General features: G+C 65.8%; 22 protein-coding genes. 12 read left to right on the top strand and 10 right to left on the bottom strand.

The features are described 5' to 3' along the window. Window positions 1-127: 127 nt before the first annotated feature. Window positions 128-1,240 (bottom strand): 3-isopropylmalate dehydrogenase, encoded by a 1,113-nt coding sequence (leuB, locus tag ACVW1B_RS36110; protein WP_253605511.1) that lies wholly within the window; start codon window positions 1,238-1,240, stop codon window positions 128-130. 262 nt (window positions 1,241-1,502) lie between these two features. Between leuB and ACVW1B_RS36105 the strand changes: the two genes are divergently transcribed. Next, window positions 1,503-2,366: an EamA family transporter gene (locus tag ACVW1B_RS36105; RefSeq protein WP_253605513.1), complete on the top strand. Its 864-nt coding sequence runs from the start codon at window positions 1,503-1,505 to the stop codon at window positions 2,364-2,366. A gap of 89 nt (window positions 2,367-2,455) precedes the next feature. After that, window positions 2,456-3,634: a YbfB/YjiJ family MFS transporter gene (locus tag ACVW1B_RS36100; RefSeq protein WP_253605514.1), complete on the top strand. Its 1,179-nt coding sequence runs from the start codon at window positions 2,456-2,458 to the stop codon at window positions 3,632-3,634. Window positions 3,635-3,727: 93 nt separating this feature from the next. Here the strand turns inward: ACVW1B_RS36100 and ACVW1B_RS36095 are convergent, their stop codons facing one another. The 3 genes from ACVW1B_RS36095 to ACVW1B_RS36085 form a co-directional block, all read right to left on the bottom strand. After that, on the bottom strand, window positions 3,728-4,513 hold the full coding sequence (locus tag ACVW1B_RS36095) for a molybdopterin-binding protein (RefSeq protein ID WP_253605516.1): 786 nt from the start codon (window positions 4,511-4,513) through the stop codon (window positions 3,728-3,730). Between the two features lie 11 nt (window positions 4,514-4,524). Further along, the gene (locus ACVW1B_RS36090; protein WP_253605518.1) at window positions 4,525-5,157 is read right to left on the bottom strand and encodes a cytochrome b/b6 domain-containing protein; all 633 of its coding nucleotides are present in this window, start codon (window positions 5,155-5,157) and stop codon (window positions 4,525-4,527) included. Window positions 5,158-5,338: 181 nt separating this feature from the next. After that, the gene (locus ACVW1B_RS36085) at window positions 5,339-5,893 is read right to left on the bottom strand and encodes a fasciclin domain-containing protein (protein WP_253605520.1); all 555 of its coding nucleotides are present in this window, start codon (window positions 5,891-5,893) and stop codon (window positions 5,339-5,341) included. 327 nt (window positions 5,894-6,220) lie between these two features. Here ACVW1B_RS36085 and ACVW1B_RS36080 point away from each other — a divergent pair, with 327 nt between their 5' ends. Continuing rightward, a complete protein-coding gene (locus tag ACVW1B_RS36080) occupies window positions 6,221-7,648 on the top strand; it encodes an MFS transporter (protein ID WP_456822797.1) in 1,428 nt (475 codons plus the stop codon). Window positions 7,649-7,879: 231 nt separating this feature from the next. Here the strand turns inward: ACVW1B_RS36080 and ACVW1B_RS36075 are convergent, their stop codons facing one another. After that, window positions 7,880-8,641 carry an SDR family oxidoreductase gene (locus tag ACVW1B_RS36075; protein WP_456822796.1) on the bottom strand — a complete coding sequence of 254 codons (762 nt, stop codon included), beginning with the start codon at window positions 8,639-8,641 and terminating at the stop codon, window positions 7,880-7,882. Between the two features lie 86 nt (window positions 8,642-8,727). Here ACVW1B_RS36075 and ACVW1B_RS36070 point away from each other — a divergent pair, with 86 nt between their 5' ends. Together ACVW1B_RS36070 and ACVW1B_RS36065 are read left to right on the top strand one after the other, a co-directional pair. Then, a complete protein-coding gene (locus ACVW1B_RS36070) occupies window positions 8,728-10,257 on the top strand; it encodes a malonate--CoA ligase (protein ID WP_253605526.1) in 1,530 nt (509 codons plus the stop codon). Between the two features lie 26 nt (window positions 10,258-10,283). Beyond that, window positions 10,284-10,808 carry a DUF3658 domain-containing protein gene (locus ACVW1B_RS36065; RefSeq protein ID WP_253605528.1) on the top strand — a complete coding sequence of 175 codons (525 nt, stop codon included), beginning with the start codon at window positions 10,284-10,286 and terminating at the stop codon, window positions 10,806-10,808. Here ACVW1B_RS36065 and ACVW1B_RS36060 read toward each other — a convergent pair. Then, window positions 10,786-11,646, bottom strand: a complete 861-nt coding sequence (locus tag ACVW1B_RS36060; RefSeq protein WP_253605530.1) for a sulfite exporter TauE/SafE family protein — start codon at window positions 11,644-11,646, stop codon at window positions 10,786-10,788. The genes ACVW1B_RS36065 and ACVW1B_RS36060 overlap by 23 nt on opposite strands. 13 nt (window positions 11,647-11,659) lie before the next feature. Continuing rightward, window positions 11,660-11,908, bottom strand: coding sequence for a hypothetical protein (locus ACVW1B_RS36055; protein ID WP_253605532.1), 249 nt, complete (start codon window positions 11,906-11,908; stop codon window positions 11,660-11,662). 104 nt (window positions 11,909-12,012) lie between these two features. On the opposite strand from ACVW1B_RS36055, the gene ACVW1B_RS36050 reads away from it, so the two are divergent. The 5 genes from ACVW1B_RS36050 (at window position 12,013) to ACVW1B_RS36030 (ending at window position 16,596) form a co-directional block, all read left to right on the top strand. Next, window positions 12,013-12,933: a LysR family transcriptional regulator gene (locus ACVW1B_RS36050; RefSeq protein WP_168858183.1), complete on the top strand. Its 921-nt coding sequence runs from the start codon at window positions 12,013-12,015 to the stop codon at window positions 12,931-12,933. A 229-nt stretch (window positions 12,934-13,162) separates the two neighbouring features. Continuing rightward, window positions 13,163-13,561 carry a succinate dehydrogenase, cytochrome b556 subunit gene (sdhC, locus tag ACVW1B_RS36045; protein WP_028337891.1) on the top strand — a complete coding sequence of 133 codons (399 nt, stop codon included), beginning with the start codon at window positions 13,163-13,165 and terminating at the stop codon, window positions 13,559-13,561. 14 nt (window positions 13,562-13,575) lie between these two features. Further along, the gene (gene sdhD / locus ACVW1B_RS36040) at window positions 13,576-13,950 is read left to right on the top strand and encodes a succinate dehydrogenase, hydrophobic membrane anchor protein (protein ID WP_085964893.1); all 375 of its coding nucleotides are present in this window, start codon (window positions 13,576-13,578) and stop codon (window positions 13,948-13,950) included. A 3-nt stretch (window positions 13,951-13,953) separates the two neighbouring features. Further along, window positions 13,954-15,792 carry a succinate dehydrogenase flavoprotein subunit gene (gene sdhA / locus ACVW1B_RS36035; RefSeq protein ID WP_229192491.1) on the top strand — a complete coding sequence of 613 codons (1,839 nt, stop codon included), beginning with the start codon at window positions 13,954-13,956 and terminating at the stop codon, window positions 15,790-15,792. Window positions 15,793-15,810: 18 nt separating this feature from the next. Continuing rightward, window positions 15,811-16,596: a succinate dehydrogenase iron-sulfur subunit gene (locus ACVW1B_RS36030; protein ID WP_028337893.1), complete on the top strand. Its 786-nt coding sequence runs from the start codon at window positions 15,811-15,813 to the stop codon at window positions 16,594-16,596. Between the two features lie 31 nt (window positions 16,597-16,627). On the opposite strand, the gene ACVW1B_RS36025 is transcribed toward ACVW1B_RS36030, so the two are convergent. The 3 genes from ACVW1B_RS36025 to ACVW1B_RS36015 form a co-directional block, all read right to left on the bottom strand. Beyond that, complete coding sequence (locus ACVW1B_RS36025; protein WP_253605536.1) at window positions 16,628-19,378, bottom strand: bifunctional acetate--CoA ligase family protein/GNAT family N-acetyltransferase; 2,751 nt, start codon at window positions 19,376-19,378, stop codon at window positions 16,628-16,630. A 128-nt stretch (window positions 19,379-19,506) separates the two neighbouring features. Further along, complete coding sequence (feoB, locus tag ACVW1B_RS36020; protein WP_253605538.1) at window positions 19,507-21,381, bottom strand: ferrous iron transporter B; 1,875 nt, start codon at window positions 21,379-21,381, stop codon at window positions 19,507-19,509. Continuing rightward, window positions 21,378-21,665, bottom strand: coding sequence for a FeoA family protein (locus ACVW1B_RS36015; RefSeq protein ID WP_026192088.1), 288 nt, complete (start codon window positions 21,663-21,665; stop codon window positions 21,378-21,380). Before ACVW1B_RS36015 ends, feoB begins: the two co-directional genes overlap by 4 nt. Before the next feature lie 333 nt (window positions 21,666-21,998). Between ACVW1B_RS36015 and ACVW1B_RS36010 the strand changes: the two genes are divergently transcribed. Next, window positions 21,999-24,143, top strand: coding sequence for a hybrid sensor histidine kinase/response regulator (locus ACVW1B_RS36010; RefSeq protein WP_253605544.1), 2,145 nt, complete (start codon window positions 21,999-22,001; stop codon window positions 24,141-24,143). Window positions 24,144-24,302: 159 nt separating this feature from the next. Then, on the top strand, window positions 24,303-26,354 hold the full coding sequence (locus ACVW1B_RS36005) for an ABC transporter ATP-binding protein/permease (RefSeq protein WP_253605546.1): 2,052 nt from the start codon (window positions 24,303-24,305) through the stop codon (window positions 26,352-26,354). Window positions 26,355-26,382 lie beyond the last annotated feature (28 nt).

Raw genomic sequence — 26,382 nt, 5'->3', positions numbered from 1 at the left:
GGGACCCATACGCCGCGGCCTCTCGATCTGAAATGATTGTTCGCCGATCTTCGTAACCATCGACATCGGTGGTTATGGGTCCCGGCCTTCGCCGGGACGACATCGTGTTTGTGTCAGCCGCGCGCCATCACGCGTGCAGCTTCTGCAATTCCTTCAGGATCGCCTCGCCCATCTGGCTCGTGCTGGCCGGCGTGGTGCCTTCCGACTTGATGTCGGCGGTGCGCAGGCCGCTGGCGAGCACGGCCGCGATCGCGGCGTCGACCTTGTCGGCGAGCTCGCCCATGTCGAAGGAATAGCGCAGCGCCATGCCGAACGACGAGATCATCGCGATCGGGTTGGCGAGGCCTCGGCCAGCGATATCGGGCGCCGAGCCGTGCACCGGCTCGAACAGCGAGCGCCGCTTCTTCGTCTTCGAGTCGACTTCGCCGAGCGAGGCCGATGGCAGCATGCCGAGCGAGCCGGTCAGCATCGCCGCGATGTCGGACAGCATGTCGCCGAACAGATTGTCGGTCACGATGACGTCGAACTGCTTCGGCGCCTTGACGAGGTTCATGCCGCCGGAATCGGCGAGCTGGTGCTCGAGCGTGACGTCCTTGTATTCGCGCGCGTGGACCTGGGTCATGACCTCGTTCCAGAGCACGCCCGACTTCATGACGTTGCGCTTCTCCATCGACGTCACCTTGTTGCGGCGCTTGCGCGCCAGGTCGAAGGCGACGCGGCCGATGCGCTCGATCTCGTAGGTGTCGTAGACTTGGGTGTCGACCGCGCGCTTCTGGCCGTTGCCGAGATCGGTGATGGTCTTCGGTTCGCCGAAATAGACGCCGCCGGTGAGCTCGCGGACGATCATGACATCGAGACCCTCAACCACGTCGCGCTTCAGGCTCGAGGCCTCGGCGAGCGCCGGGTAGCACACCGCCGGGCGCAGATTGGCGAACAGGCCGAGATCCTTGCGCAGCCGCAGCAGGCCGGCCTCGGGACGCACCTCATAGGGCACGCTGTCCCACTTCGGGCCGCCGACCGCGCCGAAGATCACGGCGTCCGCCGCCGTCGCCTTGGCCATGTCGCCCTCGGAGATCGACACCTTGTGGGCGTCATAGGCGGAACCGCCGACCAGGCCCTGCTCGGTCTCGAACTTCGCGATGCCCTGCGCATTCAGCCAGTCGATCAGGCGCTGCACCTCGGCCATCACTTCGGGGCCGATGCCGTCGCCGGGGAGAAGCAGCAGTTTATGGGTCGCCATGGTGTTACCTCGAGCTAATCGTTGTTGTCGTTGCCGGGCAAGAGCGCGAAGCGCGTCCTCGCACAGATGACCCGGCAATCCATCCCGCTTCGAAAGGCCTTTGAAGATGGATGGATGCCCGGGTCGAGCCCGGGCATGACGAGCGGGGGAAATCCGGCCGGAGTGCTAAAACGCCGGAGCCGGATTGGCAAGGCACCCTGGATCGGCCCAGAATGGTCCCAACGGGCAACCCGCGCCTTCAGAAGCCAACAAGACGGACCTCATGACCGCAGCCATCGTCTACGCCTTCGCCTCGGCCATTTTCCTCGGCGCCGGGGTGGTGCTGGCGCAGCTTGGCCTGCGCACCGTCGAGCCGCTGTCGGGCGCCGCGATCAGCGTGCCCACTTTCACCCTGCTATTCCTGGTGCTGTCGCCGCTGATCCTGCATGGCGAGCCGGTGGTCTGGCGTGCGCTGCCGATCTTCATGGCGATCGGGCTGTTCTTCCCGGCCTCGCTGACGCTCCTGACCTTTGCGTCAAACCGGGCGCTGGGACCGGTCATCACCTCGACGCTGGGCAATCTGGCGCCGCTGTTTGCGGTCACCGCCGCCGTGGTGCTGCTGCACGAGCCCTTGCTGCCGCAGCAGCTCATCGGCCTCGTCGTCGCGGTCGCGGGCGCCGCCATCATCACCGTGACGAGGCCGCGCGACCTCGGCCATTGGCGCAGCTGGGCGCTGCTGCTGCCGCTCGCGAGCGCGCTGGTGCGCGGCATCGTGCCGCCGATCGCCAAGCTCGGCCTTGCGATCTGGCCGAGCCCGCTATGGGCCTGCCTGGTCGGCTACGTCATGTCCTCGCTGGTGGTGCTGACCGTGCAACGGGTCCGCAAGGGCAGCTTCATGGTGCAGGCGCCGCGCGAGGGCCGGTTCTGGTTCGCGCTGACCGGGATCAGCAACGGGCTCAGCGCGCTCAGCCTGTTCGCCGCGGTCCGCAACGGCCCGATCACGCTGGTGGCGCCGCTCGCCGCTATCTACCCGCTGGTCACCGTGACGATGAGCGCGGTGGTGCTCAAGCATGTCGAGATCACCGCGCGGATCGTCGGCGGAACCCTGCTGACCGTGATCGGCGTCGCGCTGGTCCTGATCGCCTGATTGCCTGATACGCAAGACAGTGTTGCGGGCATCGGCGCTGGGCAGCGCCGCCGCGGCCTGTCACAATGGCCGCATTGCCGGAGTGAATTGTGAGAGCCCCCGCCCCGTCCTACCCGCATGCCGCGCGGCTGATCCTTATTCTGTCGCTCGCACCGACGGTCGGTCTCGGCATCGGCCGGTTCGCCTATTCGCTGGTGCTGCCCGACATGCGCGACTCGCTGGCCTGGTCCTATTCGGCCGCCGGCTTCATGAACACGATCAACGCCGCCGGCTATCTGGTCGGCGCGCTGCTCGCCTCACGCCTGATCGAACGCTTCGGACTTGCCGCATCGGTGCGCTGGTCGACGCTGGCCTGCGCGCTGTCGCTGGCGCTTTGCGCCCTCACGGGCAATTTCGTGGTGCTGAGCTTTGCCCGCCTGCTGGTGGGCTTCGCCGCCGCGATCGGCTTCGTCGGCGGCGGCGCGCTCGCGGCAACCATCGCGCAATCGCGACCCGAACGCGCGAATTTCCTGCTCAGCCTGTTCTATGCCGGGCCGGGCGTCGGCATCCTCGCATCGGGCTTGATCGCGCCCTTCGTGCTGCAGGGCTTCGGCGCCGGCTCGTGGTGGATCGTGTGGTGGGCGATGACGCTACTTTCCGCGATCATGACCGTGCCGCTGATGCTGGCGCCGCTCCACGCCAACACCGCCGCCGGCGGCATCGTGCGGACCCAATTCGCTGTCATGCCGGTCCTGATCTACCTCGCCGCCTACTTCCTGTTCGGCGCCGGTTACATCGCCTACATGACTTTCATGATCGCCTATGTCCGGGACGGCGGCGGCGGCGCAGCTGCACAGAGCGCGTTCTGGAGCCTGATCGGCGTCAGCGCATTCGTGACGCCCTGGGTCTGGGGGCGGGTGCTGGCGCTCGACCGCGGCGGGCTCGCCACCACCATCATCCTCGGCGTCAACGCGCTCGGCGCCAGCCTGCCGATCTTCGGGCATTCGCCGCTGCTGCTGGCGATCTCGGCCCTGGTGTTCGGCGTCGCCTTCTTCGCCGTGGTCGGCTCGACCACCGCCTTCGTGCGTTTCAACTACCCGCCGCAATCCTGGCCGACCGCGATCGCGGCGATGACCATCGCCTTCGGCATCGGCCAGACGCTCGGACCGATCGTGGTCGGCGCCATCACCGACGCGGTCGGCAGCCTGTCATTCGCGTTGAACGTCTCGGCCGCGATGCTCGCGCTCGGCGCGCTGCTGTCGGCGTTTCAGAGGAAGGTGACTCCCTGAGTCATTCCGGGGCGATGCAATAGCATCGAACTATGGTGCGCGCTTGCGCACCTGAGGTCTGGTCCTTCAGCCATCCCGGAATGACGCTTCGCGTCAGCTCCCGCTGAACGAATTGTAGCCCTGGTCTTCCCAGTAGCCGCCCTTGTAGTCGTTGGTGACTTCCATCGAGAGCACGTATTTCGGGTTCTTGAAGCCGAGCTTGGTCGGGACCCGGATCTTCATCGGAAAGCCGTAGGCGCGCGGCAGGATCTCGTCGGCGAATTTGAACGTCATCTGGGTCTGCGGATGGAGCGCCGAGCGCATGTCGAGCGGCGAGTTGTAGCCGTCCTTGTCGGCGCACTGGAACCAGACATATTTGGCACGGGTGTCGGCGCCGACCAGCTTGAGGAAGTCGCGCAAGGGCGTCCCGGTCCAGCTGCCGATCGCGCTCCAGCCCTCGACGCAGATGTGGCGCGTCACCTGCTTGACCTGCGGCAACTTGTACAATTCGTCGAGCGTCCACGACTTCTTGTTCTCGACCAGCCCGCGCACCTCGAGCTTCCAGTCAGCGCCTGCGATCTCAGGCGCGTCGTCGAGATCGTAATAGGCGTTGAACGGGAACGGCTTGGTGATCATGCTCTCGGGGAAGGTCGGCGCCAGCGCATCCGGATTGAACATCCAGGCCTGCACCGCATCGTTGAACTTCGAAACGTGTTTCAGCATTTCCTCGGCCGACGACGAATCGACCACATCGCAGCCGGTCAATAGCGTCAGCGCGCCGAGGCTGGTGCCCGCCGTGATGAAGCGACGGCGCGTCAGCTCCGGCATCGCCTTCACCGCATCGCGCACGAGCAGCTTCTTGTCGACACCGGGGATCAGGAGCTTGCGGAGACGACCCATGACTACCTCCCTCAGCGTCCGATGATCATGGCGCGCAGGCTCTTCGGCATCAGCAGCGCGAGCGCGACATGGATCACCAGGAAGGCGACGATCAGCGCCATGCAGGTGAAGTGAACATAGCGGGCGAAATCGTAGCCGCCGAACAGCGACACCAGCCAGTGCAGCTGCACCGGCTTCCACATCGACAGGCCGGACAGCACGATGACGACGCCGACCACGATGATGCCGGCATAGAGCAGTTTCTGCACCGAATTGTATTTGCTGAGATCGTCATGCGACAGCTTGAAGGTCAGCGCCGCCTTGGTGTCGGCAATCACGCCGCCGGGGGTGATCGGCAGCAGCTTCTTGCGGAAGCGGCCGGTGGCGAAACCCAGCGCCAGATAGACCAGGCCATTGACCATCAACAGCCACATCGCGGCGAAATGCCAGAGCAGCGCACCGCCAAGCCAGCCGCCAAGCGTGATGCTCCGCGAGAAGGTGAAGCCAAACAGCGGCGAGGCGTTGTAGATTTGCCAGCCGGACATGATCATCAGGATCATCGCGAAGGCGTTGATCCAGTGCACCATGCGCACCCAGACCGGCTGGATCGCCTTCGCGGGCGCCGCGGTCTCTGCCTGGTGGTCGCTGACGGCAAGGCTCGTCATGGGATATCTCTGCTCGTGGTCGTTACCGGGTTATACGCCCGGAACCGGCGGTCCGTTACGGGGTCGCGCATCATCAGTTTGATATAGGCTGCTTCATACGGTCACAAAGATGCGAGCCGGGGCGAGGCGCCGGCTCGCTATGTCGCGGGTCCTTTGAGGGACTAAAGCAGGCCGCCAGGTGTTACGTCGCCGGCATCAGCACGGTATCGACCACATGGATGACGCCGTTCGACTGGTTGACGTTGGAAATCGTCACCATCGAGCTGCCGCCCTTGGCATCGACGATCCAGACCTTGCCGTCCTGCTTCTTGACGGTCAGCTCCTCGCCCTCGGCGGTCTTCAGCCTCTTGCCGTCGGTGAGGTCGGAGGCCTCGAGCTTGCCCGGCACCACATGGTAGGTGAGGATCTTGGTCAGCGTCGCCTTGTTCTCGGGCTTGACGAGGGTGTCGACGGTTCCGGCCGGCAGCTTGCCGAACGCGGCATTGGTCGGCGCGAACACCGTGAACGGGCCCTTGCCTTCCAGCGTGCCGACCAGGCCCGCGGCCTTCACCGCGGCGACGAGCGTGGTGTGATCCTTCGAGTTGACGGCGTTCTGCACGATGTTCTTCGACGGGAACATCGCGGCGCCGCCGACCATCACGGTCTTTTCCTCGGCGCGGACCGGCGCCACGACAGTGGCCGTGATCGCGAGCGCGCTGAAGGCGGCGGCGGTGAGATAGGCAATACGCTTCGACATGGTTTCATCTCCCGATGAGTAGGCCGACCGGCGAGGCTTCGCCGGCGTTGAAGGGGCAACAACGGCGCGTGCTGGTTGATCAGTGCGTCGTCGTTGGCTGAGCTACGGCAGGCTTTCCGGACGGTTTCCGGAAATAATTCTTTGTGATTGTTGAAACCGGCCGGCGCGCGCTGCGTACACGCGACGCCTCGCGCTGCCCCGGCATGCATTCCATTCAGCGGAATGGACGCGTGCGCTGCCGCGAGCAATTTGCTTGCCGCAGTCAGCTGATTGGTTCAGCTTGAGGTTGCGGCACAGCTTCGCAGAAAGCGGCCACGGGGAGGCATCATGAGCAGCATCACGGCTGACGGCCACGCCGCACCTGCGGTGAACGATGCAAGTATCGACATCGGTCCGCTCGAGCAGAAGCACCTGCAATACGCCAACTACCGCGCGGTTGCGGACACAACCGAGATCACGAAAACGCATTGGCACATCGCCACCGCCAACGCGCTCGGCTGGGGCTTCGACGGCATGGACGGCGTGATCTTCGCGCTGATCTCGCCGATGGTGATCAAGGAATTTTCGCTGAGCCTGCCGGAGTACCGCTCCGGCATGCAGATCGCGCTGTTCATCGGCATCGCGGGGCTTTACTTCTGGCCATGGCTCGCCGACCGCTACGGTCGCCGCACGCTGCTCGCCGTCAATATCGCGCTGTTCTCGCTTCTGATGCCGGTCGCGGCGATGTCGCCGACCTTCGCGGTGTTCGTGATCGCGCGCTCGCTATTGTTCTTCGCGCTCAACGGCGAATGGTCGCTGGGCTCGATGCTGGTCGCGGAGACCTGGCCGGCCCGGCTGCGCGGCCGCGTCATCAGCATCACCCGCTCGGCCTGGTGCCTCGGCGCCACGCTCGCCGGTGCGATCACGGGCCTCGTCGCCGCGAATTTCGGCTGGCGCATCGCGGTCATGGTGCCCGGCGTGATCGCGCTGCTCGCGATCTATATCCGCTCCACCTGCCCGGAATCGCCCTATTGGGTGCGCGCGCAGGACCGCAAGCGGCGCATCTCGGAGACGCTGGCGCGCGGCGGCACGGTCAGCGCCGAGGACAGCGCCTGGTTCGGCAAGGCCAAGTCGGTCGGCATCCGCCAGGTGTTCATGCCCGACGTGCTGCCCGCCACGCTGGTCGCGCTGTTCGTCGCCTGCGCCAGCACATGCATCTACGGCACGGTCGGCGCCTGGATGCCGCTGTATCTATCGACCGAGAAGCACTGGTCGACCGCCGAATACAGCCTGTTCTACGTGTTCTACGGGCTCTGCGGCTTCCTCGGACTGTGCCTGGTCGGCTGGCTGATCGACAAGATCGGCCGCCGCCGCACTTTCATCATCACCCTGATCGAGGGTGCGATCTTCATGACGCTCTGGGTCTATTCCGAGGACCGCGTGCTGCTCTGGGCGTTCGGGCTCGCCTGGTGTCTCGGCTTTCTCGGCTTCTGGGGGGCCGAGCACGACGCTGACCGCGGAGATCTTCCCGACCCGGATCCGCGGCGCCGCCAACGGCGTGGTCTGGGCGATCGCCTATTTCGTCGGCTTCGTGCTGTTCCCGTTCGTCTCGATCGCGCTCCAGCAGCACACCGGCTCGTTCGCGCTGGCGTTCCTCTGCATCCCCGTGCTGATGATCGCGATGGCGATCGGCGTGTACCTGTTCGTGCCGGAGCATACCGGCAAGGAGCTGAACGAGATCATCGAGTGAGTCGCGCGGGACTCCGTCGTTTGTAGCCCGGATCAAGCGCAGCGAGATCCGGAACCAGCCTCTCCGCGGGAAGACCGTCGGATTACGCTTCGCTCCATCCGGGCTACGGAGCTCCAACCTCCCCTTGAAAAGGGGAGGTCGCTTTGCTCGCAGAGCAAAGCGGGTGGGGATCAGCGCTCTCCGCATACAGCATCGCCTGCGGCTGACCCCCATCCCGGCCTTCCCCCTTTCAGGGGGAAGGAGAAGACGGACCTCATCTAATCCCGGTTCGCCGGTGTCTGGATGAAGCCGCGGTTGTGGGTCGGGCTGATCAGGATCTCGTTCATGCACACCCGCGCCGGCATGCTGGCGACGAAGGCGATGGTGCGGCCGCAATCCTCGGGCTGCAGCATCTTGGCCTGCTCGACTTCGCTCGGCACCACCGGCCGCTGCTTCAGGATCGAGGTGGCGACCTCGCCCGGCGACAGGCAGCAAGCGCGCAGGCCGTTGACGCATTCGTCCATGTTGAAGGAATGGGTCAGCGCCAGCACGGCGTGCTTGGTCGTGGTGTAGGCCGGGCCCGGCATCTTCGAGACGTGGCGGCCGGCCCAGGAGGCGACGTTGATGATGCAGCCGTCCTTCTGCTTGCGCATCGTCGGCAGCACCGCGCGCATGCAGTAGAGCACGCCGTTGAGGTTGACCTCGACGAGCTTGTCCCAGCCTTCCAGTTCCATGTCGGCCCAGCTGCGCTTCGGCACATTGATGCCGGCGCTGTTGACCAGGAGGTCGATGCGGCCGTGCTTGCCGACGATCGTCTCGGCGGCCTTGTTGACATCGGTCTTGTTGCTGACATCGAGCGGAATCGCCTCGGCCTTGCCGCCCTTTTTGGTGATGTTGGCCACCACGCGGTCGAGCTCTTCCTTGCGGCGGCCGGAGACCACCACCGTCCAGCCGTCCGCAGCCAGGAACTCCGCCCCGGATTCGCCGATTCCAGTGCCGCCGCCGGTGACCCAGGCCACGCGTTTCCCATTATTTGTCATGCAAACTGTCTCCGTTGCTTTCCGAAGGGCGTTTTTGCTAATCCAGCCGAAATCTTCCGGCCCTTCGCCCCTCGGGGAATCTTTGCATGAACACGACCACCAACGCCAATCTGTTTTCCCGCCTGTTCGACGGCCTCGACGACCCCAGCCGGCTCGCGATCGAGCAGCTCGACGGCAGCCGCATCTCCTATGGCGATTTGATCGCGCGCGCCGGCCAGATGGCGAACGTGCTGGTCGAGCGCGGCGTCAAGCCGGGCGACCGCGTCGCGGCGCAGACCGAGAAGTCGGTTTCGGCCCTGGTTCTGTATCTCGCCACCGTGCGCGCCGGCGGCGTCTACCTGCCGCTCAACACCGCCTATACGCTGAACGAGCTCGAATACTTCATCACCGACGCCGAGCCGGCGCTGGTGGTCTGCGATCCTTCCAAGCAGGACGGCATCAAGGCGATCGCCGCCAAGGTGGGCGCCAAGGTCGAGACGCTCGGTGCCAACGGCAAGGGCTCGCTGACCGAAGCCGCCGACAAGGCGGCGAAGGAATTCGCCACCGTGCCGCGCGGCAACAATGATCTCGCCGCGATCCTCTACACGTCGGGCACCACCGGCCGCTCCAAGGGAGCGATGCTGTCGCACGACAATCTGGCCTCGAACTCGTATTCGCTGGTCGACTACTGGCGCTTCACCGACAAGGATGTGTTGATCCACGCGCTGCCGATCTATCACACCCACGGCCTGTTCGTGGCCAGCAACGTGACGCTGTTCGCGCGCGCCTCGATGATCTTCCTGCCGAAGTTCGATCCGGACGTGATCATCAAGCTGATGTCGCGCGCCACCGTGATGATGGGCGTGCCGACCTTCTATACCCGCCTGCTGCAGAATCCCGGCCTGAACAAGGACGCCACCGGGCACATGCGGCTGTTCATCTCGGGCTCGGCGCCGCTGCTCGCCGACACCCACCGCGAATGGTCTGATCGCACCGGCCACGCCGTGCTCGAGCGCTACGGCATGACCGAAACCAACATGAACACGAGCAACCCCTATGACGGCGATCGCGTGCCCGGCGCGGTCGGCTTCGCGCTGCCCGGCGTCTCGGTGCGGGTCACCGATCCCGAGACCGGCAAGGAGCTTGCGCGCGAGACCATCGGCATGATCGAGGTCAAGGGCCCGAACGTGTTCCAGGGCTACTGGCGCATGCCGGAGAAGACCAAGGCCGAATTCCGCGCCGACGGCTTCTTCATCACCGGCGATCTCGGCAAGATCGACGACAAGGGTTATGTCCACATCCTCGGGCGCGGCAAGGATCTCGTGATCTCCGGCGGCTTCAATGTCTACCCGAAGGAGATCGAGAGCGAGATCGACGCCATGCCCGGGGTGATCGAATCAGCCGTGATCGGCGTGCCGCATGCCGATTTCGGCGAAGGCGTCACCGCAGTCCTCGTCTGCAGCAAGGGCGCCGATGTCAGCGAGGCGTCAGTGCTGAAGGCGCTCGACGGGCGGCTGGCGAAGTTCAAGATGCCGAAGCGCGTCTTCGTCGTCGACGAATTGCCGCGCAACGCGATGGGCAAGGTGCAGAAGAATATTTTGCGCGATAGGTATAAGGATATCTACGCAAAGGGATGAAGCCGCAAGAACGTCGTGGGGGGTAGATGAAGCGGGAGCAGGCTATCCAGATTAACGATCAACTCGTCATCGCGCACGAGGCGATGAAGAAGGCTCGAATCGCGATTGCGGAGCTCGGAAAGCAGGAGCGGCTTGAATTGGATGGCCGGCTTTACGACCTCCTGCTCGAACTGGAATGGCAGGTGATGCTACCGCTCTACGAACAGTTTCGCGACCTGATGAAGCTGGAGCTTCACGAAGAACTGCCTCCCCCGACCTCCGAACTGAAGTGGAGTGACGTGCGTCTTCCCCGTGGCGCTACGGAAGCTGCGCTCGACGACGTCATCATGTCGGCCCTGACATCGCGATGGCAAAAGGTCGCGATGATTATAGGGGTCGCGATGGCAGACTGCGAGAAACTGAAATTGCCGATAGCTCCTGAAATGATCGGAGCACGCTTGCGATTCCTGTCCCACGCCGATCGGATCGAGGGCGTCGGAGACCTCCGACGGTGGGGTCACAGCGAAGTACGGCTGAAGGACGAGCCGATCAGTGCCCGCCCAGCAGGCTAATCACGAACCGTCCGCCGACGATGAAGAGATAGGCCCCGAACGCCACCTCCAGCGCCCGCTTCGACAGCGCGTGCGCAACCTTGACGCCGAGCGGCGCGGTGACGAGCGTGGTCGGCATCACCAGCAGCGCCCCGATCAGTGAGACGTAACCGAGCGCGAACGGCAATTGCAGCGCGGCGACGTCGGGGAAGCGCGCGGCCGCGGGCCAGCCGGCATAGACGTAGCCCAGCGCGCCGGGGATCGAGATCAGCACCGCAAGCGCGGAAGAGGTCGCGACCGCCTGATGGATCGGCCGGCCGTAGAAGGTCATCAAGAGGTTGGCGAACAGGCCGCCGCCGATGCCCATCAACGTCGACAACAGGCCGACGAAGAAGCCATAGACGCGCATCAAGAAGCCCTTCGGCACGTCGTCGCCGAACTTCCAGGTCTCGCGCGCCAGCAGCAGGCGCGCGGCCGCCGACCACGCCACCATCACGAACACGATCTTGAACAGCCGCTCCGGCGCGAACCGCGCGGTGACGCTGCCGGCGGCGACGCCGATCACGATCGGCAGCCACCAGCGCTTCAGGATCTCCATATCGACCGCGCCGCGGCGATAATGGGCGCGGAACGAGCTCAGCGAGGTCGGGATGATGATCGCGAGCGAGGTGCCGATACACAGCGGCATCCGCACCTCCAGCGGCACGCCCGCCAGCCGGAAGCATTCGTAGAACACCGGCACCAGGATCGCGCCGCCGCCGATGCCGAACAGGCCGGCGAGAAAGCCGGACAGCGCCCCGACCGAAATCAGCAGCAGCGCAAGTTCGAGCAATTCCTTGGGATCGAGGCCGGCCATCATGTCCTTCGCATCGTCAGGAGGCGCCTGCCTCGGTGCGATCGGCCAACCACAGTGCGACCAACGCTGCCACGGGAGCAGCGACCGCAATCAAGGCAAAGCGGAGTGGGATCGAGGACGTCGCGCCCTGCATCGGCAACGTCAGCACGTCGATTAACAGTCCGACGCAGGAGAAAACAAGCAGGATGGCCGGATCGTCGGCACCGGCGCGGCCGGCACGTCCGCGCCGCTCGAGCGAAGTTGGACGGATGGACGTTGAGGCCATGTCGAGCTCCTCAAATCGTGGAGCCGTCAGGCTAGACCCTTCTGAAAGACGGGGGTATTGCTGCAGATGAGCAGGCTCTCTTGCGAAATGCGGAAGGATCGGGCTTGGACCGGCTTGCGGCGATGGCGGCCTTTGTCCGCGCGGTCGAGAGCGGCAGCCTGTCGGCGGCCGCGCGCTCGCTGCCGAGCTCGCTGACCTCGGTGAGCCGGCAGATCAGCGCGCTCGAGGAGCATTTCGGCACTCGCCTGCTGCTGCGCACCACCCGCCAGCTCGCGCTGACCGACGACGGACGCATCCTCTACGAGCGCGCGAAATCGATCCTCGGCGAAGTCCGGGAGATCGAGGCGGCGCTGGCGCGCGACCCGCATCAGCCATCGGGACGGATCCGCGTCAGCTCGCCGAGTCTGATCGGACGGCTCGTGATCGCGCCGCTGCTGGTCGAGTTTCTGCGCCGCTATCCGGCGCTGTCCGTCGACCTTCTTCTGGTCGACCGCGCCGTCGACATGGTCGAGGAGGATATCCATCTGGCTATACGCATCGGCCGCTTGCGCGACTCGCAGCTGGTAGCGCGCAAGCTCACCGATCTGCAGATGATTGTGTGCGCGTCGCCGGACTACCTGGCCCGGCGCGGCGCGCCGCAGACACCGGTTGATCTTGCCGGGCATGACTGCCTGGTGTTTTCCGATTCGCCCGGGAGCGCGGAGTGGCGCTTTGCCGACGGCAGCAAGACGGGTCGCAAAATCCGCATATCCGGTCGGCTCTGGATGAATAGCCTCGACGCGCTGGTCAGCGCGGCGCGGGAGGGCGCCGGCATCGTCCGCGTGCCGTCCTGGCAAGTGCAGTCCGAGCTCGCCGACGGTCGCCTGACGCGCCTGTTGATCGACCATGAGCCGGCGCCGACGCCGCTACATCTGATGCTTCAGCCGTCACGTCTCGCATCGCCTAAGATCAGGGCATTTGTCGATTATCTGGTGGAACGCTGGGGCAAAATCGACGCCTTGCGCCCCCCGTTTGCGGGCAGCTGAGCGCGCCAATCGATCCTCGAACATCTCGATTCACTACTTGGTTCGCTCAACCTTGCATCTGGTATACCACACTGCGGATCAACCAGAATTCGGCAACTCTAACAATGAACTTCGGTTCGACCGAAGGCTATTTGGCCGTTGCGCGGGGTGATCCGACTCCGTAAATAGAACTCCTCTACCGCGTTCCCCGATGGGCCGGCCGCGGTCCCTCACAACATAAAGCCCGCCGATGACCGCCAGGATCGAACGACCGCTTTCACCCCATTTGCAGACCTACCGGTGGACGCTGACGATGGCGCTGTCCATCGTCCACCGCGCCACGGGTCTGGCCCTCTATTTCGGCACCCTGCTGCTGGCCTGGTGGCTGATCGCCGCCGCTTCCGGCCCCTCGGCTTACGCCAACGTCCAGGCCTTCACCGGCAGCGCGATCGGCAAGCTGATCGTGTTCGGCTACACATGGGCGCTGATGCACCATCTGTGCAGCGGCATCCGGCATTTCGTCTGGGACCTCGGCTACGGCTTCAAGGCCAATGAGCGCGAAGCCCTGACCTGGGGCGCGCTGGTCGCCGGCATCGCGCTGACCGTTTTGGTCTGGATCATTGCCTACGCCGTGGGAGGTGGACGATGAGCGGCCCCTCCTCGATGCGCACGCCGCTGGAGCGCGTCCGCGGCCTCGGCTCCGCGCACACCGGCACGGGCGATTTCTGGCGCCAGCGCCTCACCGCGGTTGCGATGACGCTGCTGATCGTTCCCGTGATCGTCGTGGTGATCACGCTGATCGGCCGCAACCATGCCGGCGCGGCGCAGATCCTCGGCTCGATCCCGATCGCCATCATCCTGCTGCTCTTCATCATCGCCAGCACCTGGCACATGAAGATCGGCATGCAGGTCGTGATCGAGGACTACATCCACAACGAGAAGCTGAAGATCGCCAGCGTGATGGCGAACAACTTCTTCTGCGTCGCGGTCGCATTGGCCTCGATCTACGCAATCCTCAAATTGTCGTCGGGAGTTTGATCCATGGCCGGTGAAGGAAACGGCAAGGCCACCAACGGTGGCCCGGCCACGAACGGCAAGGCCTACCCGATCCAGGACCATACCTACGACGTCGTCGTGGTCGGTGCCGGCGGCGCCGGCCTGCGCGCCGTGGTCGGCTGCTCGGAAGCCGGGCTGCGCACCGCATGCATCACCAAGGTGTTCCCGACCCGCTCGCACACCGTTGCGGCGCAGGGCGGCATCTCGGCCTCACTCGGCAACATGCATCAGGACGACTGGCGCTGGCACATGTACGACACCGTGAAGGGGTCGGACTGGCTCGGGGACCAGGACGCGATCGAATACATGGTGCGCAACGCGCCCGACGCGGTCTACGAGCTCGAGCATTGGGGCGTGCCGTTCTCGCGCACCGAGGACGGCAAGATCTATCAGCGCCCGTTCGGCGGCATGACCATCGACTTCGGCAAGAGCCAGGCACAGCGCACCTGCGCCGCCGCCGACCGCACCGGCCACGCCATGCTGCACACGATGTACGGCCAGTCGCTGCGCCACTCGGCCGAGTTCTTCATCGAGTTCTTCGCCATCGACCTGATCATGGACGACCAGGGCGTCTGCCGCGGCGTGATCGCGCTCAAGCTCGACGACGGCACACTGCACCGCTTCCGCGCCCAGAGCACGATCCTGGCGACCGGCGGCTATGGTCGCGCCTACGCCTCCTGCACATCGGCGCACACCTGCACCGGCGACGGCGGCGGCATGGTGCTGCGCGCCGGCCTGCCGCTGCAGGACATGGAATTCGTCCAGTTCCATCCGACCGGCATCTACGGCTCGGGCTGCCTCGTCACCGAAGGCGCCCGCGGCGAAGGCGGCTATCTCGTCAACTCCGAGGGCGAGCGCTTCATGGAGCGCTATGCGCCGTCGGCCAAGGACCTCGCTTCGCGCGACGTCGTCTCGCGCGCGATGACGATCGAGATCCGCGAAGGCCGCGGCGTCGGCAAGAAGAAGGACCACATCTTCCTGCACCTCGACCACCTCGATCCGAAGGTGCTGCATGAGCGGCTGCCGGGCATCTCCGAATCGGCCAAGATCTTCGCCAATGTCGACGTCACCCGCGAGCCGATCCCGATCGTGCCGACCGTGCACTACAACATGGGCGGCATCGCCACGAATTATCACGCCGAGGTGCTGACCAAGCGCAATGGCGACGACAATTCGGTGGTGCCGGGCCTGATGGCGATCGGCGAAGCGGCCTGCGTCTCGGTGCACGGCGCCAACCGCCTCGGCTCCAACTCGCTGATCGACCTCGTGGTGTTCGGCCGCGCCGCGGCGCTGCGCCTTGCCGACAAGCTGACCGCGAACGCCAAGCAGCCGGAGCTGCCGAAGGATTCCGCCGACCTCGCGCTCGGCCGGCTCGATCATTTCCGCCATGCCTCCGGCGGCACGCCGACTGCGAAGCTGCGCGACAGCATGCAGCATGTGATGCAGAACAATTGCGCGGTGTTCCGCACCGGCGACGTGCTGCAGGAAGGCCAGAACCTGATCCACAAGGTTTATGGCGGCGTCGGCGACATCTCGGTGTCGGACCGCTCGCTGGTGTGGAATTCCGATCTGGTCGAGACGCTGGAATTCGACAATCTGATCGTGCAGGCGGTCGTGACGATGGATTCGGCGGCCAACCGCACCGAAAGCCGCGGCGCGCATGCGCGCGAGGACTTCCCGGACCGCAACGACAAGGACTGGATGAAGCACACGCTGACCTGGATCGATCCGGCCGGCAAGACCGCGATCGAGTACCGTCCGGTGCACAGCTACACGATGACCAATGACGTGCAGTACATCCCGCCGAAGGCGCGGGTCTACTGAGAACGAAGGCGAGCAAGCATGGTTGAATTCGCACTTCCGAAGAATTCGAAGATTTCCGGCGGCAAGACCTGGCCGAAGCCGGCCGGCGCCACCGAGACGCGCGAATTTCGGGTGTATCGCTGGAACCCAGACGACGGCAAGAATCCGAGCGTCGACACCTATCATGTCGACACCAATGATTGCGGTCCGATGGTGCTGGACGGCCTGATCTGGATCAAGAACCACATCGACCCGACGCTGACCTTCCGCCGCTCCTGCCGCGAAGGCGTCTGCGGCTCCTGCGCGATGAACATCGACGGCCAGAACACGCTGGCCTGCACCAAGTCGATGCACGACGTCGGCGCGGGCGGCGCGGTGAAGGTCAATCCGCTGCCGCACCAGCCGGTGGTGAAGGACCTCGTTCCCGACCTGACCAATTTCTACGCCCAGTATGCCTCGATCGAGCCGTGGCTGAAGACCACGACGCCGACGCCGCAGAAGGAGTGGAGGCAGAGCCACGAGGACCGCGAGAAGCTCGACGGCCTCTACGAGTGCATCCTGTGCGCCTGCTGCTCGACCTCATGCCCGAGCTACTGGTGGAACAGCGAGCGCTTCCTCGGCCCCGCCGCGCTACTGCAGGCAAACCGCTGGGTCACCGACTCCCGCGACGAGGCGACCGGCGAGCGGCTCGACAATCTCGAGGATCCGTTCCGCCTCTATCGCTGCCACACCATCATGAACTGCGCCAAGGCGTGTCCGAAGGGCCTCAACCCCTCCGAAGCGATCGCCGAGCTCAAGTTCAAGCTGGTCGAACGCCAGATCTGATCCGTTGCAGCCGCGGCTGGCGCTGCTGTTATCAGCGGCCAGCCGCAGCGGGCCGGATCAGGATATCGGCGCCGACCGCATCGACGCCGGATCGATCGAGGTCGAGTACGACATCGACGATGCTGTGATCGTCCGGATCCATCGTCACGGTGAAGCCGAGATCGCGGCACATCCCGATCATCGTGGTGTTCTCGGTCAGCACCTGGCCGGACAGACGCTTCAATCCCTCCGACCGCGCATAGTGGATCAGGAGCTGCATCAGCGCCCAGCCGAGGCCTTTGCCCTTGAGATCGGACTGCAGCAGGATCGCGTATTCGGCATTCTCGTACAGCGAGTCCGAATGCAGCCGGACCGCACCCATCATCTCGCCGGTGTTCGGATCGAGCGCCACAAACGCCATCGCCCGCGCATAGTCGAGCTGGGTCAGGCGTGCGATGAAGGCGTGCGAGAATTCCTTCATCGCATGGAAGAAGCGCAGCCTGAGGTCTTCGGCGGTGACACGCTTGAAGAACTCGCTGACCATCGGCTCGTCTTCCGGCCGCATCGGACGCACCGTGACACGCGAGCCGTCGCGCAGCGCAAGCTCGCCTTCCCATTGCGACGGATAGGGCCGCACCGCGAGCCGGGTGTGGCCGGCAAACAGCCGGGTGGGTTTGCGGATCGCGACCCGCGCATCGAGCGCGAGCACGCCGCTCTCGTCTGCCAGCATCGGATTGATGTCGAGTTCGGCGACCTCGGGAATGTCGGCCGCCATCTGCGCCAGCTTGACGAGGGTGAGCGGCACCACATCGGCCGGGACCGCCGGCACATCGCCATAGCCGCCGAGCAGCCGCGAGACGCGGGTGCGTCCGATCAGCTCGCGGGCGAGATTCATGTCGAGCGGCGGCAGCGCCAGCGCCTTGTCGTTGATCACTTCGACCGCGGGGCCGCCGCGGCCGAACACGATCACCGGACCGAAGGTCGGATCTTCGGCGATGCCGAAGATCAGCTCGCGCGCCGCGCGCCGCACGATCATCGGCTGGATCGTCACGCCCTGCAGGATGGCGTCGGGCCGGGCACTCCGTGCCCGCGCCATGACGGTCCGGGCGGCCTCGATGACGCTGTCTTTGGTGCGCAGATCGAGGATCACGCCGCCGACGTCGGAGGCGTGCCGGATGTCGCGCGAGAACACCCGGACCACGATCGCATGTCCTTCGGCGAAGAGCGGCGCCGCCTTCTCGGCAGCGTCCTCGGCACTGTCGGCGACGAGCGTCGTCACGATCGGAATATGATAGGCCGCGAACAGGGCGACGATCTCGGCCGGATCGAGCCAGGCGCGCCCTTCCGACAGCGCGTTCACGACGACGTGGCGCGCCGCCGCCGTCTCCGGCGTGAACACCGATGCGACGCCAGGCGGGGTTGCGGCGAGCGCGGTCGAGGCCTCGCGATAGCGCACCAGATACATGAAGGCGCGCACCGCATCGTCCTCGGTCGGGAAGTGCGGAATCCGTGCCGCCTCGAAGATCGCGCCGGTGCGCTCGTCGGCGCCGACCCAGGCCGCGAGCACCAGTGCGGCGACCGCACACCGCTTCGTCCTGCGGTCGCGGACGCATTGCGCCACCGCCTCGGCAATTCCTTGGGCCGGCGCAACCGCGGTTTCCACATTCGCGACCAGCACCGCATCGCTGTTCGCATCATCGAGCAGTGCGCTGAGCGCTACCACGTAGCGGTCGGCATCGGCATCGCCCGCGATGTCGACCGGATTGGCATAGGACCAGCCCGGCGGCAGCACCTTGTCGAGCCGTTCGATGGTCTCCGCCGTCAGTGTCGCAGGAACGCCGCCGAGCTCGGCCAGCCGGTCGGTCGCGAGGATGCCGAGCCCGCCGCCATTGGTCAGGATCGCCAGTCGGTTGCCGCGCGGAACGAAGCCGCGGCCAAGCAGTTCGGCGCAATCGAACAGCTGACGCAGGTCGTAGACGCGCAGCATGCCGGCGCGACGGAATGCGGCGTCGTAGACCGCATCGGAGCCGGCCAGCGCGCCGGTGTGGGTCGCGGCGGCCTTGGCGCCCTGCGCCATCCGTCCCGACTTGACGATGACGACCGGCTTCAGCCGCGCCGCGGCGCGCGCCGCCGACATGAACTTGCGCGCGTCCTTGACGGCTTCGAGATAGATCAGGATCGCGCTGGTGTGGTCGTCGAGCGCGAAATAATCCAGGAGGTCGGCGACGTCGACATCGAGCTGGTCGCCGATCGACGCGATGCCGGAGAAGCCGAGCCGCCGCTCCGCCGCCCATTCGATCATCGCCGACGCGACCGCGCCGGACTGCGAGATCAGAGCAACGTGCCCGTCGGACGGCTGATGCGAGGCGAAGCTCGCATTGAGCTTGGCGCGCGGCACCATGACGCCGAGGCAATTCGGCCCGATCAGGCGCATGCCATGCCGTCGCGCCGTCTGCCCCGCAGTCTCCGCGAGCGAGCCCGCGCCATGGCCAAGACCGGCCGACAGGATCGCCGCACCGGCAACGCCGGCCGAAGCCGCCTCCGCGACGATTTCGGGAACCGCCGCCGCCGGTGCGCTGATGACGACGAGATCCGGAACGAATGGCAGCGACTTCAGGTCGGGGACGGTCGGCGCGCCATCAACGTCGGCATAGTTCCGATTGACGACGCCGACGCGGCCGGTGAAGCCGCTCGCTCTGATGTTCCTGAGCACCGCCGCGCCGAGCGACGACGGACGCGGGCTGCCGCCGACGATTGCGATGCTTCGAGGCGAAAATAGCCGCTCCAGGCCGTACGTCGACATTGCAGGGTCTCGCAGGGAACACGCGGAGGGGCCTGCCGCTTCACGCGCCCTCGACCAACTCTACCGCTTCGCTTGGCTGCGTGCACCTGCCGCAGTTTCGAGTCGAAATGATGAAACTGCGTTGCCGATCAATGCAGGCCCAGCGCCTGCGCGAGGTTGAAGGTCAGGAAGCTCGCGACATAGGCCAGCGCGAGCATGTAGATGAACGTCACCACCATCCACTTCGCGCCGCCGGTCTCGCGGCGGATCACCGCGAGCGTCGAGGCGCATTGCGGGGCGAAGATGTACCAGACCAGCAGCGACAGCGCGGTCGCCAGCGTCCATTTCTGCGCCAGCACCTGGCCGATCTGGTCCGCCGCCTCCTTGCCGCCCTCGATCGAATAGACCGTGCCGAGCGCCGCGACCGCGACCTCGCGCGCCGCCATGCCGGGGATCAGCGCCACCGCGATCTGCCAGTTGAAGCCGATCGGCCGCAGCAGCGGCTCGAGCGCATGGCCGATCATCGCGGCAAAGCTGTAATTGATCGCCGGCCCCTCGGCACCGGCCGGCGCCTGCGGGAACGAGGCCAGGAACCAGATCAGCACCATCATCGAGAGGATCGTGGTGCCGGCCCGGTACAGGAACATCTTGGCGCGGGTGAACACGCCGATCGCGATGCTCTTCAGCCGCGGCATCTTGTAGTCCGGCAATTCCAGCATGAACGGCGCCGGCGCGTGATCGCGCCACAGGAAGAATTTCGCGATCGCCGACACCGTCAGCGCGCTGGTGATGCCGGCGGCATAGAGGCCGAACATCACGAGCCCCTGCAGGTTGACGAAACCCCACAGCGTGGTCGCCGGAACGAAGGCGGAGATGATCAGCGTGTAGACCGGAATGCGCGCCGAGCAGGTCATCAGCGGCGCGATCAGGATCGTGGTCAGGCGGTCGCGGCGGTTGTCGATGACGCGCGTCGCCATGATGCCGGGAATTGCGCAGGCAAAGCTCGACAGCAGCGGAATGAAGGCGCGGCCATGCAGCCCAGCGCCGCCCATGATGCGGTCCATCAGGAACGCGGCGCGCGCCATGTAACCGAAATCTTCCAGCAGCAGGATGAACAGGAAGATGATGATGATCTGCGGCAGGAACACGATCACGCTGCCGACGCCGGAGATCACGCCGTTCTGCAGGAAGCTCTGCAACAGGCTCCAGCTTTCGGGCAGCAAATTGTGGATCAGCTGCCCGAGCGCGGCGAAGCTGTCCGACAGGAACTCCATCGCGGGCTGCGCCCAGGTGAACACCGCCTGGAACATCACGAACAGGATCACGGCCAGGATCACGAGACCCCAGACCGGATGCAGCACGACCGAATCGATCCGGTTGGTCAGCGTGTCGGGCTTGGTCGGCAGCGTCACCGCCGCCGCGATGATGCGGTCCGCCTCGCGCTGCGCCGCCTTGAGGTCGGCGATCGTCGGCGTCGCCCACTCGCTGGCCGCCGCCTCATGCGACTTGGCCAGGAATTCGTCGGTTCGCTTCAGGAGCTCGTCGATGCCGCCCTTGCGGACCGCGACCGAGGTCACGATCGGCAGGCCGAGCTCCTGCGACATCCGGTCGATGTCGATCGTGACGCCGCGGCGCTTCGCGATGTCGATCATGTTGAGCACGAGCATCATCGGCCGGCCGACCCGCTTCAGCTCGAGCACCAGCCGCAAGGTCAGCCGCAGATTGGTGGCGTCCGCGACGCAGAGCACGAGATCGGGCACCGCCTCACCGTCGAAGCGGCCGAGCACGATGTCGCGGGTGATCTCCTCGTCCGGGCTGCGGCCGCGCAACGAATAGGTGCCGGGCAGGTCGAGCACGGTCACGCTGCGGCCCTCGGGCGTGACGAAGCCGCCGGACTTGCGCTCGACCGTGACGCCCGGGTAGTTGGCGACCTTTTGACGGCTGCCGGTCAGGCTGTTGAACAGCGACGTCTTGCCGGTGTTCGGCGCGCCGACCAGCGCCAGGCGCAGGGATGCAGTGGTCATTCGACGATCACAGCCATGGCTTCGCTCCGGCGCAGCGCGATCGTGATGTTGTCGACGCGCACCGCGATCGGGTCCTTTCGGATCGTGCCTTCATGCAGGATTTCCACGCGCGCGCCCTCGACAAATCCCATCTCAACCAGGCGCTGCTCCAGCTCCTGCGGAGACAGCGATGAGCCCGTCACGAGCGCATCGAGCCTGATGATCTTTCCGACAAAACCGCGATCCGCATGTCCGAGCCGGACGTCCTGCAAATTATCCCGGGAGCTGTTTGGATCGCCTGTCATGCGGCCTGTTTTTCAGCAGGTAGTCACAGGGTCAAGCGTTTGCCCGTGAGAGGTTTTAGAACTCCTAAAAACAGCGCCCGGAAGCGCCGTCCAGGCCGATTTTCCGCTTGACTGCCGGCGAGCGGCTAACGAGGTCGTGATGCCACCGCGCCGCAGCCGCCCCGTGGGGCCCCGGACGCGAGCCGGCTGCGAATTGATCGATCCGGGTTGGCCTCCGGTAACCTTGACCGATCGCGGAATGGCGAATGAGCGTCCGCGCCGCGCCCGGCGGCGCCGTTTTGCTTCCTCCCGCGCAACGGTTTGCGTTATGGTCCGCGCGGAGCCGGAGCGCCCGTGCAGACCGCACAACGCAATTCGCTGAGACTGCTGCAATGGATGATGGCCGCCGCGCTGGCCCTTCCGCTGGCGCTGTTCGTTTTTGCCTCCGCAATGTCCTGGATCTCGATCAGCGAGGCCGCCGACCGGGAGATCCAGCGCACGCTCGATGTCGCCCATGAGCATGCGCTGAAGGTGTTCGAGACCATCGATCGGGGCCTCGCCGAGGTCACCGAGGTCGTCCGCGGCATGGGCGATGCCGATATCGGCGCGCGCGAGAAGAGCCTGCATGAGCGGCTGCGGCAGGTCGCCATGGCGCTTCCCCAGGTGAAATCGGTCTGGGTGTTCGATGCCAACGGCCGTGCCCTCGTCAACAGCCTGGTGCAGCCGGCCCCCGACGTCGACTTCTCGGACCGGGATTACTTCCGGATCCATGCCCAGGGCGACATCGGCACCTATATCGGCGAGGTGCTGACGCCGCGGCCGCCCTATCAGGGCTCGCGGTTCTTCAGCGTCGGCCGGCGCCGCAACGGCGACGACGGCAGCTTTGCCGGCGTGATCCAGGCCTCCGTGCTTCCGGAATATTTCGAGAATTTCTACGCCAGGATCGGCCGCGAGCCGGGCAGCTTCCTGGCGCTGATCCGGACCGACGGCGCCGTGCTGGCGCATTTCCCTGCCGTTGGCCACGATGTCCGGTTCGAGCCGAGCGGCCCGCTCGGGCGGCAGATCGTCGCCAATCCCGAGGCCGGGACGATGACGATCCGATCCCCAGCCGACGGCATCGAGCGGCGCATGCGCTATCAGCGGCTGGCGGAATACCCGGTCTATGTCAGTGCCGGCCTTGAAACCTCGGCGATCCAGTCGCGCTGGATGTCGACCATGGCCCAGCACCTGATCTTCGGGATCCCGGCCACCGCCCTGCTGTTCGGCCTGCTCGCACTCGCCTTCCGACGAACCCAGCGCCTGCAGGAGGAGGCCAACCGGCGCATCGAGGCCGAGGAGGCGTTGCGGCACGGCCAGCGGCTCGAGGCACTCGGGCAGCTCACCGGCGGCGTCGCGCACGACTTCAACAACCTGCTCACCGTGATCCGCGCGTCGGTCGACATGTTGCGGCGGCCGGACCTGCCGGAGCCGCGGCGGCAGCGCTACATCGATGCGATCTCCAACACCGTGAACCGTGCGGCCAAGCTGACCAACCAGCTGCTTGCATTCGCGCGGCGGCAAACCCTCAAGCCCGAGGTGTTCGACGCCTGCCAGAATGTCCGCACCCTGAGCGAGATGATCGCAACCCTGATCGGCGCGCGCATCGAGATCACAGCGCAGGTGCCGGACGAGACCTGTCTCGTCAACGCCGATGCCGGCCAGTTCGAGACCGCCATCATCAACATGGCAGTGAACGCGCGCGACGCCATGGACGGCGTCGGCCGGCTCACGATCGCTGTCCGCGCCGTGGACAGACTGCCGTCCGCGACCAGCACGCCGCCGAACTCGCCCGGCCATGTCGCGGTGTCGGTGATCGACACCGGCGTCGGAATTCCGCAGGAGCTGTTCGGCCGCATCTTCGAGCCGTTTTACACCACCAAGGAGGTCGGTCACGGCACCGGCCTCGGCCTGTCGCAGGTGTTCGGCTTCGCCAAGCAGTCCGGCGGCGAGGTGACCGTCACCAGCGAGATCGGCAAGGGTGCGACATTCACGCTGTATCTGCCACGCGTCGTCGGCGGGCATGGCGCGCGAGCGCCGCGCACCGACGACGCGCCCTCGGTCGATCGGACCGGCGCATCGGTCCTGATCGTCGAGGACAATGCCGAGGTCGGAAAGTTTGCCGCCGACACGCTGACCCAGCTCGGCTGCAGCTGCGTGCTGGTGGACAACGCCACCCACGCGCTGGAGGAACTCGCCGTCGACGCCGACCGGTTCGACCTGGTGTTCACCGATGTCGTGATGCCTGGCATGAGCGGCATCGAGCTTGCGGAAGAGATCCGCCGGCAGCGCCTCGATCTTCCGATCGTGCTCGCCTCCGGTTACAGCCAGGTGCTGTCGCAGCAGGGCAGCGGCGGCTTCGAGCTGCTGCAGAAGCCCTATTCGGCCGAGCAGCTCGCGCGCGTGCTGCACAAAGCAACGCGCTCGCGCCGGCTGAAGCGCGATCAGGCGCCGGCGGGGTGAGGTAGTTGCGCGGCACATCTCAAGCACGCTGTCGTCCTGGCGAAAGCAGGGAGCCATACGCCGCGGCGGATGTTGTGGCGGGGACTCGTCGTTGCAATCCGCGCGACTGACCGCCGGTCCCAGTGCGGAACCGGGTAATTTGCCTGGCGTTATCGTGCCATGGGCAAAGCTGAGGCAAAATCCAAATCGTCGGACGGGCCGTCGTCGGCCAGGACTGCATCGTCCCGGAAAGCGAGCGCAAAGGCGGCCGGTCAAGAGCGCAAGGATCCCGCGCCAAGCGAAGGGGATGAGAAGTCGGAATTCGTCGAGGTGATTGCCGAAGGCGGCGAGGATGTCGAACCGCCGCCGCCGGAAATCGTCGAACCCGATCCCGAATTGTCGGCCGAAGAGGCCGAACAGGCGCGCAAGGACTATTTGCTGACGCGGTTCTGGATCAGCGCGCGCGGCTATTGGGGCCGGAGCGGCGACCGGCTGGCGTGGCTGTTCACGATCGGCCTGCTGCTGCTGATCGTCGCCAATGTCGCCGTTCAGTACGGCATCAATGTCTGGAATCGCTCGATCTTCGATGCGATCGAAAAGCGCGACGCGGCCAGTGTCTTCCACCTGACGGCCATCTTCTTTCCGCTGGCGATCGGCAGCGTGCTGCTGGGGGTCGCGCAGGTGTTCGGCCGCATGGGCATCCAGCGGCGCTGGCGCGCCTGGCTGACCAACGCCGTCGTCTCGCGCTGGCTGACGAACGGCCGCTACTACCAGCTCAACCTCGTCGACGGCGATCACAAGAATCCGGAGTACCGGATCGCGGAGGATCTGCGGATCGCGACGGATTCTCCGGTCGACTTCGTCGCCGGCGTGACGTCGGCGCTGCTCTCGGCCGTCACTTTCATCGTCGTGCTCTGGACCATCGGCGGCGCGCTGACGGTGACGCTCGGCGGCTCGTCGATCAGCATCCCGGGCTTCCTGGTCATTGCCGCCATCATCTATGCGGCGATCGCGTCGGGCTCGATCACGGCGATCGGCCGCAGCTTCGCGCAGATCTCCGAGGACAAGAACCAGGCGGAAGCGGAATTCCGCTACATCCTGACCCGCGTACGCGAGAATGGCGAAAGCATCGCGCTGCTCGGCGGCGAAACCGAGGAGCGCGACGGCATCGACAAGACGTTCTCGAACGTGTTGCGGCAATGGGCGCGGCTCGCCGGGCAACACATGCGCACGACGCTGGTGTCGCAGGGATCGAATCTCATTGCGCCGGTGGTACCCTTGCTGCTGTGTGCGCCAAAATTCCTCGACGGCAGCATGTCGCTCGGTCAGGTGATGCAGGCGGCCTCGGCCTTCACCATCGTGCAGACCGCGTTCGGCTGGCTGGTCGACAACTATCCGCGGCTCGCCGACTGGAACGCCTGCGCACGGCGCATCGCCTCGCTGATGATGTCGCTTGACGGGCTCGAACGCGCCGAGACCGGCGACGGCTTCGGCCGCATCGAGCGCGGCGAGACCGAGGGCGAGGCCATGCTGAGCCTCAACGACCTTTCCGTCACGCTGGACGACGGCACCGCCGTGGTCGGCGAGACCGAAGTGGTGATCGAACCGGGGGAGCGGCTATTGGTCGCCGGCGAATCCGGCACCGGCAAGAGCACGCTGGTGCGCGCCATCGCCGGCCTGTGGCCGTGGGGCGGCGGCAGTGTCGGCCTGCACGCGGACCGCCGCCTGTTCATGCTGCCGCAAAAGCCCTACGTGCCCTCGGGCACGCTGCGGCGCGCGGTGGCCTATCCCGGCGCGGCGGAGGATTGGAGCGTCGATGAGATCAGCGATGCCCTGCACAAGGTCGGCCTCGACCATCTCAAGGACAAGATCGAGGAGGACGCGCCGTGGGACCAGACCCTGTCCGGCGGCGAGAAGCAGCGGCTCGCCTTTGCCCGACTGCTGCTGCACACCCCCGACATCGTCGTGCTCGACGAGGCGACGTCCGCGCTCGACGAGAAGAGCCAGGACAAGATGATGGAGACGGTGACGACGGAACTGCCGAAGGCGACCATCGTCAGCGTCGCCCACCGCGTCGAGCTCGAAGCGTTCCATAGCCGCAAGATCGTGCTGGAGCGCCGCAAGGGCGGCGCCAAACTGGTCAGCGACGTCGATCTGATCCCGCGCAAGGGTAAGCGAAGGCTGCTCGGCCGCTTCCTGCGGCAACGGCAGGCAGCGGGCAAGGCGGCGTAACGGGCGTTGGCGCTGCCGGCAAAACCGG

This window comes from Bradyrhizobium sp. USDA 4502, assembly GCF_054063355.1.
This window is presented reverse-complemented; position numbering and strand designations above follow the sequence as displayed.

Coding starts and splice junctions, on each gene's coding strand:
- leuB (WP_253605511.1), bottom strand. CDS start 1,240: ATGGCGACCCATAAACTGCTGCTTCTCCCCGGCGACGGCATCGGCCCC.
- ACVW1B_RS36105 (WP_253605513.1), top strand. CDS start 1,503: ATGACCGCAGCCATCGTCTACGCCTTCGCCTCGGCCATTTTCCTCGGC.
- ACVW1B_RS36095 (WP_253605516.1), bottom strand. CDS start 4,513: ATGGGTCGTCTCCGCAAGCTCCTGATCCCCGGTGTCGACAAGAAGCTG.
- ACVW1B_RS36090 (WP_253605518.1), bottom strand. CDS start 5,157: ATGACGAGCCTTGCCGTCAGCGACCACCAGGCAGAGACCGCGGCGCCC.
- ACVW1B_RS36085 (WP_253605520.1), bottom strand. CDS start 5,893: ATGTCGAAGCGTATTGCCTATCTCACCGCCGCCGCCTTCAGCGCGCTC.
- ACVW1B_RS36080 (WP_456822797.1), top strand. CDS start 6,221: ATGAGCAGCATCACGGCTGACGGCCACGCCGCACCTGCGGTGAACGAT.
- ACVW1B_RS36075 (WP_456822796.1), bottom strand. CDS start 8,641: ATGACAAATAATGGGAAACGCGTGGCCTGGGTCACCGGCGGCGGCACT.
- ACVW1B_RS36070 (WP_253605526.1), top strand. CDS start 8,728: ATGAACACGACCACCAACGCCAATCTGTTTTCCCGCCTGTTCGACGGC.
- ACVW1B_RS36065 (WP_253605528.1), top strand. CDS start 10,284: ATGAAGCGGGAGCAGGCTATCCAGATTAACGATCAACTCGTCATCGCG.
- ACVW1B_RS36060 (WP_253605530.1), bottom strand. CDS start 11,646: ATGATGGCCGGCCTCGATCCCAAGGAATTGCTCGAACTTGCGCTGCTG.
- ACVW1B_RS36055 (WP_253605532.1), bottom strand. CDS start 11,908: ATGGCCTCAACGTCCATCCGTCCAACTTCGCTCGAGCGGCGCGGACGT.
- sdhC (WP_028337891.1), top strand. CDS start 13,163: ATGACCGCCAGGATCGAACGACCGCTTTCACCCCATTTGCAGACCTAC.
- sdhD (WP_085964893.1), top strand. CDS start 13,576: ATGCGCACGCCGCTGGAGCGCGTCCGCGGCCTCGGCTCCGCGCACACC.
- sdhA (WP_229192491.1), top strand. CDS start 13,954: ATGGCCGGTGAAGGAAACGGCAAGGCCACCAACGGTGGCCCGGCCACG.
- ACVW1B_RS36030 (WP_028337893.1), top strand. CDS start 15,811: ATGGTTGAATTCGCACTTCCGAAGAATTCGAAGATTTCCGGCGGCAAG.
- ACVW1B_RS36025 (WP_253605536.1), bottom strand. CDS start 19,378: ATGTCGACGTACGGCCTGGAGCGGCTATTTTCGCCTCGAAGCATCGCA.
- feoB (WP_253605538.1), bottom strand. CDS start 21,381: ATGACCACTGCATCCCTGCGCCTGGCGCTGGTCGGCGCGCCGAACACC.
- ACVW1B_RS36015 (WP_026192088.1), bottom strand. CDS start 21,665: ATGACAGGCGATCCAAACAGCTCCCGGGATAATTTGCAGGACGTCCGG.
- ACVW1B_RS36005 (WP_253605546.1), top strand. CDS start 24,303: ATGGGCAAAGCTGAGGCAAAATCCAAATCGTCGGACGGGCCGTCGTCG.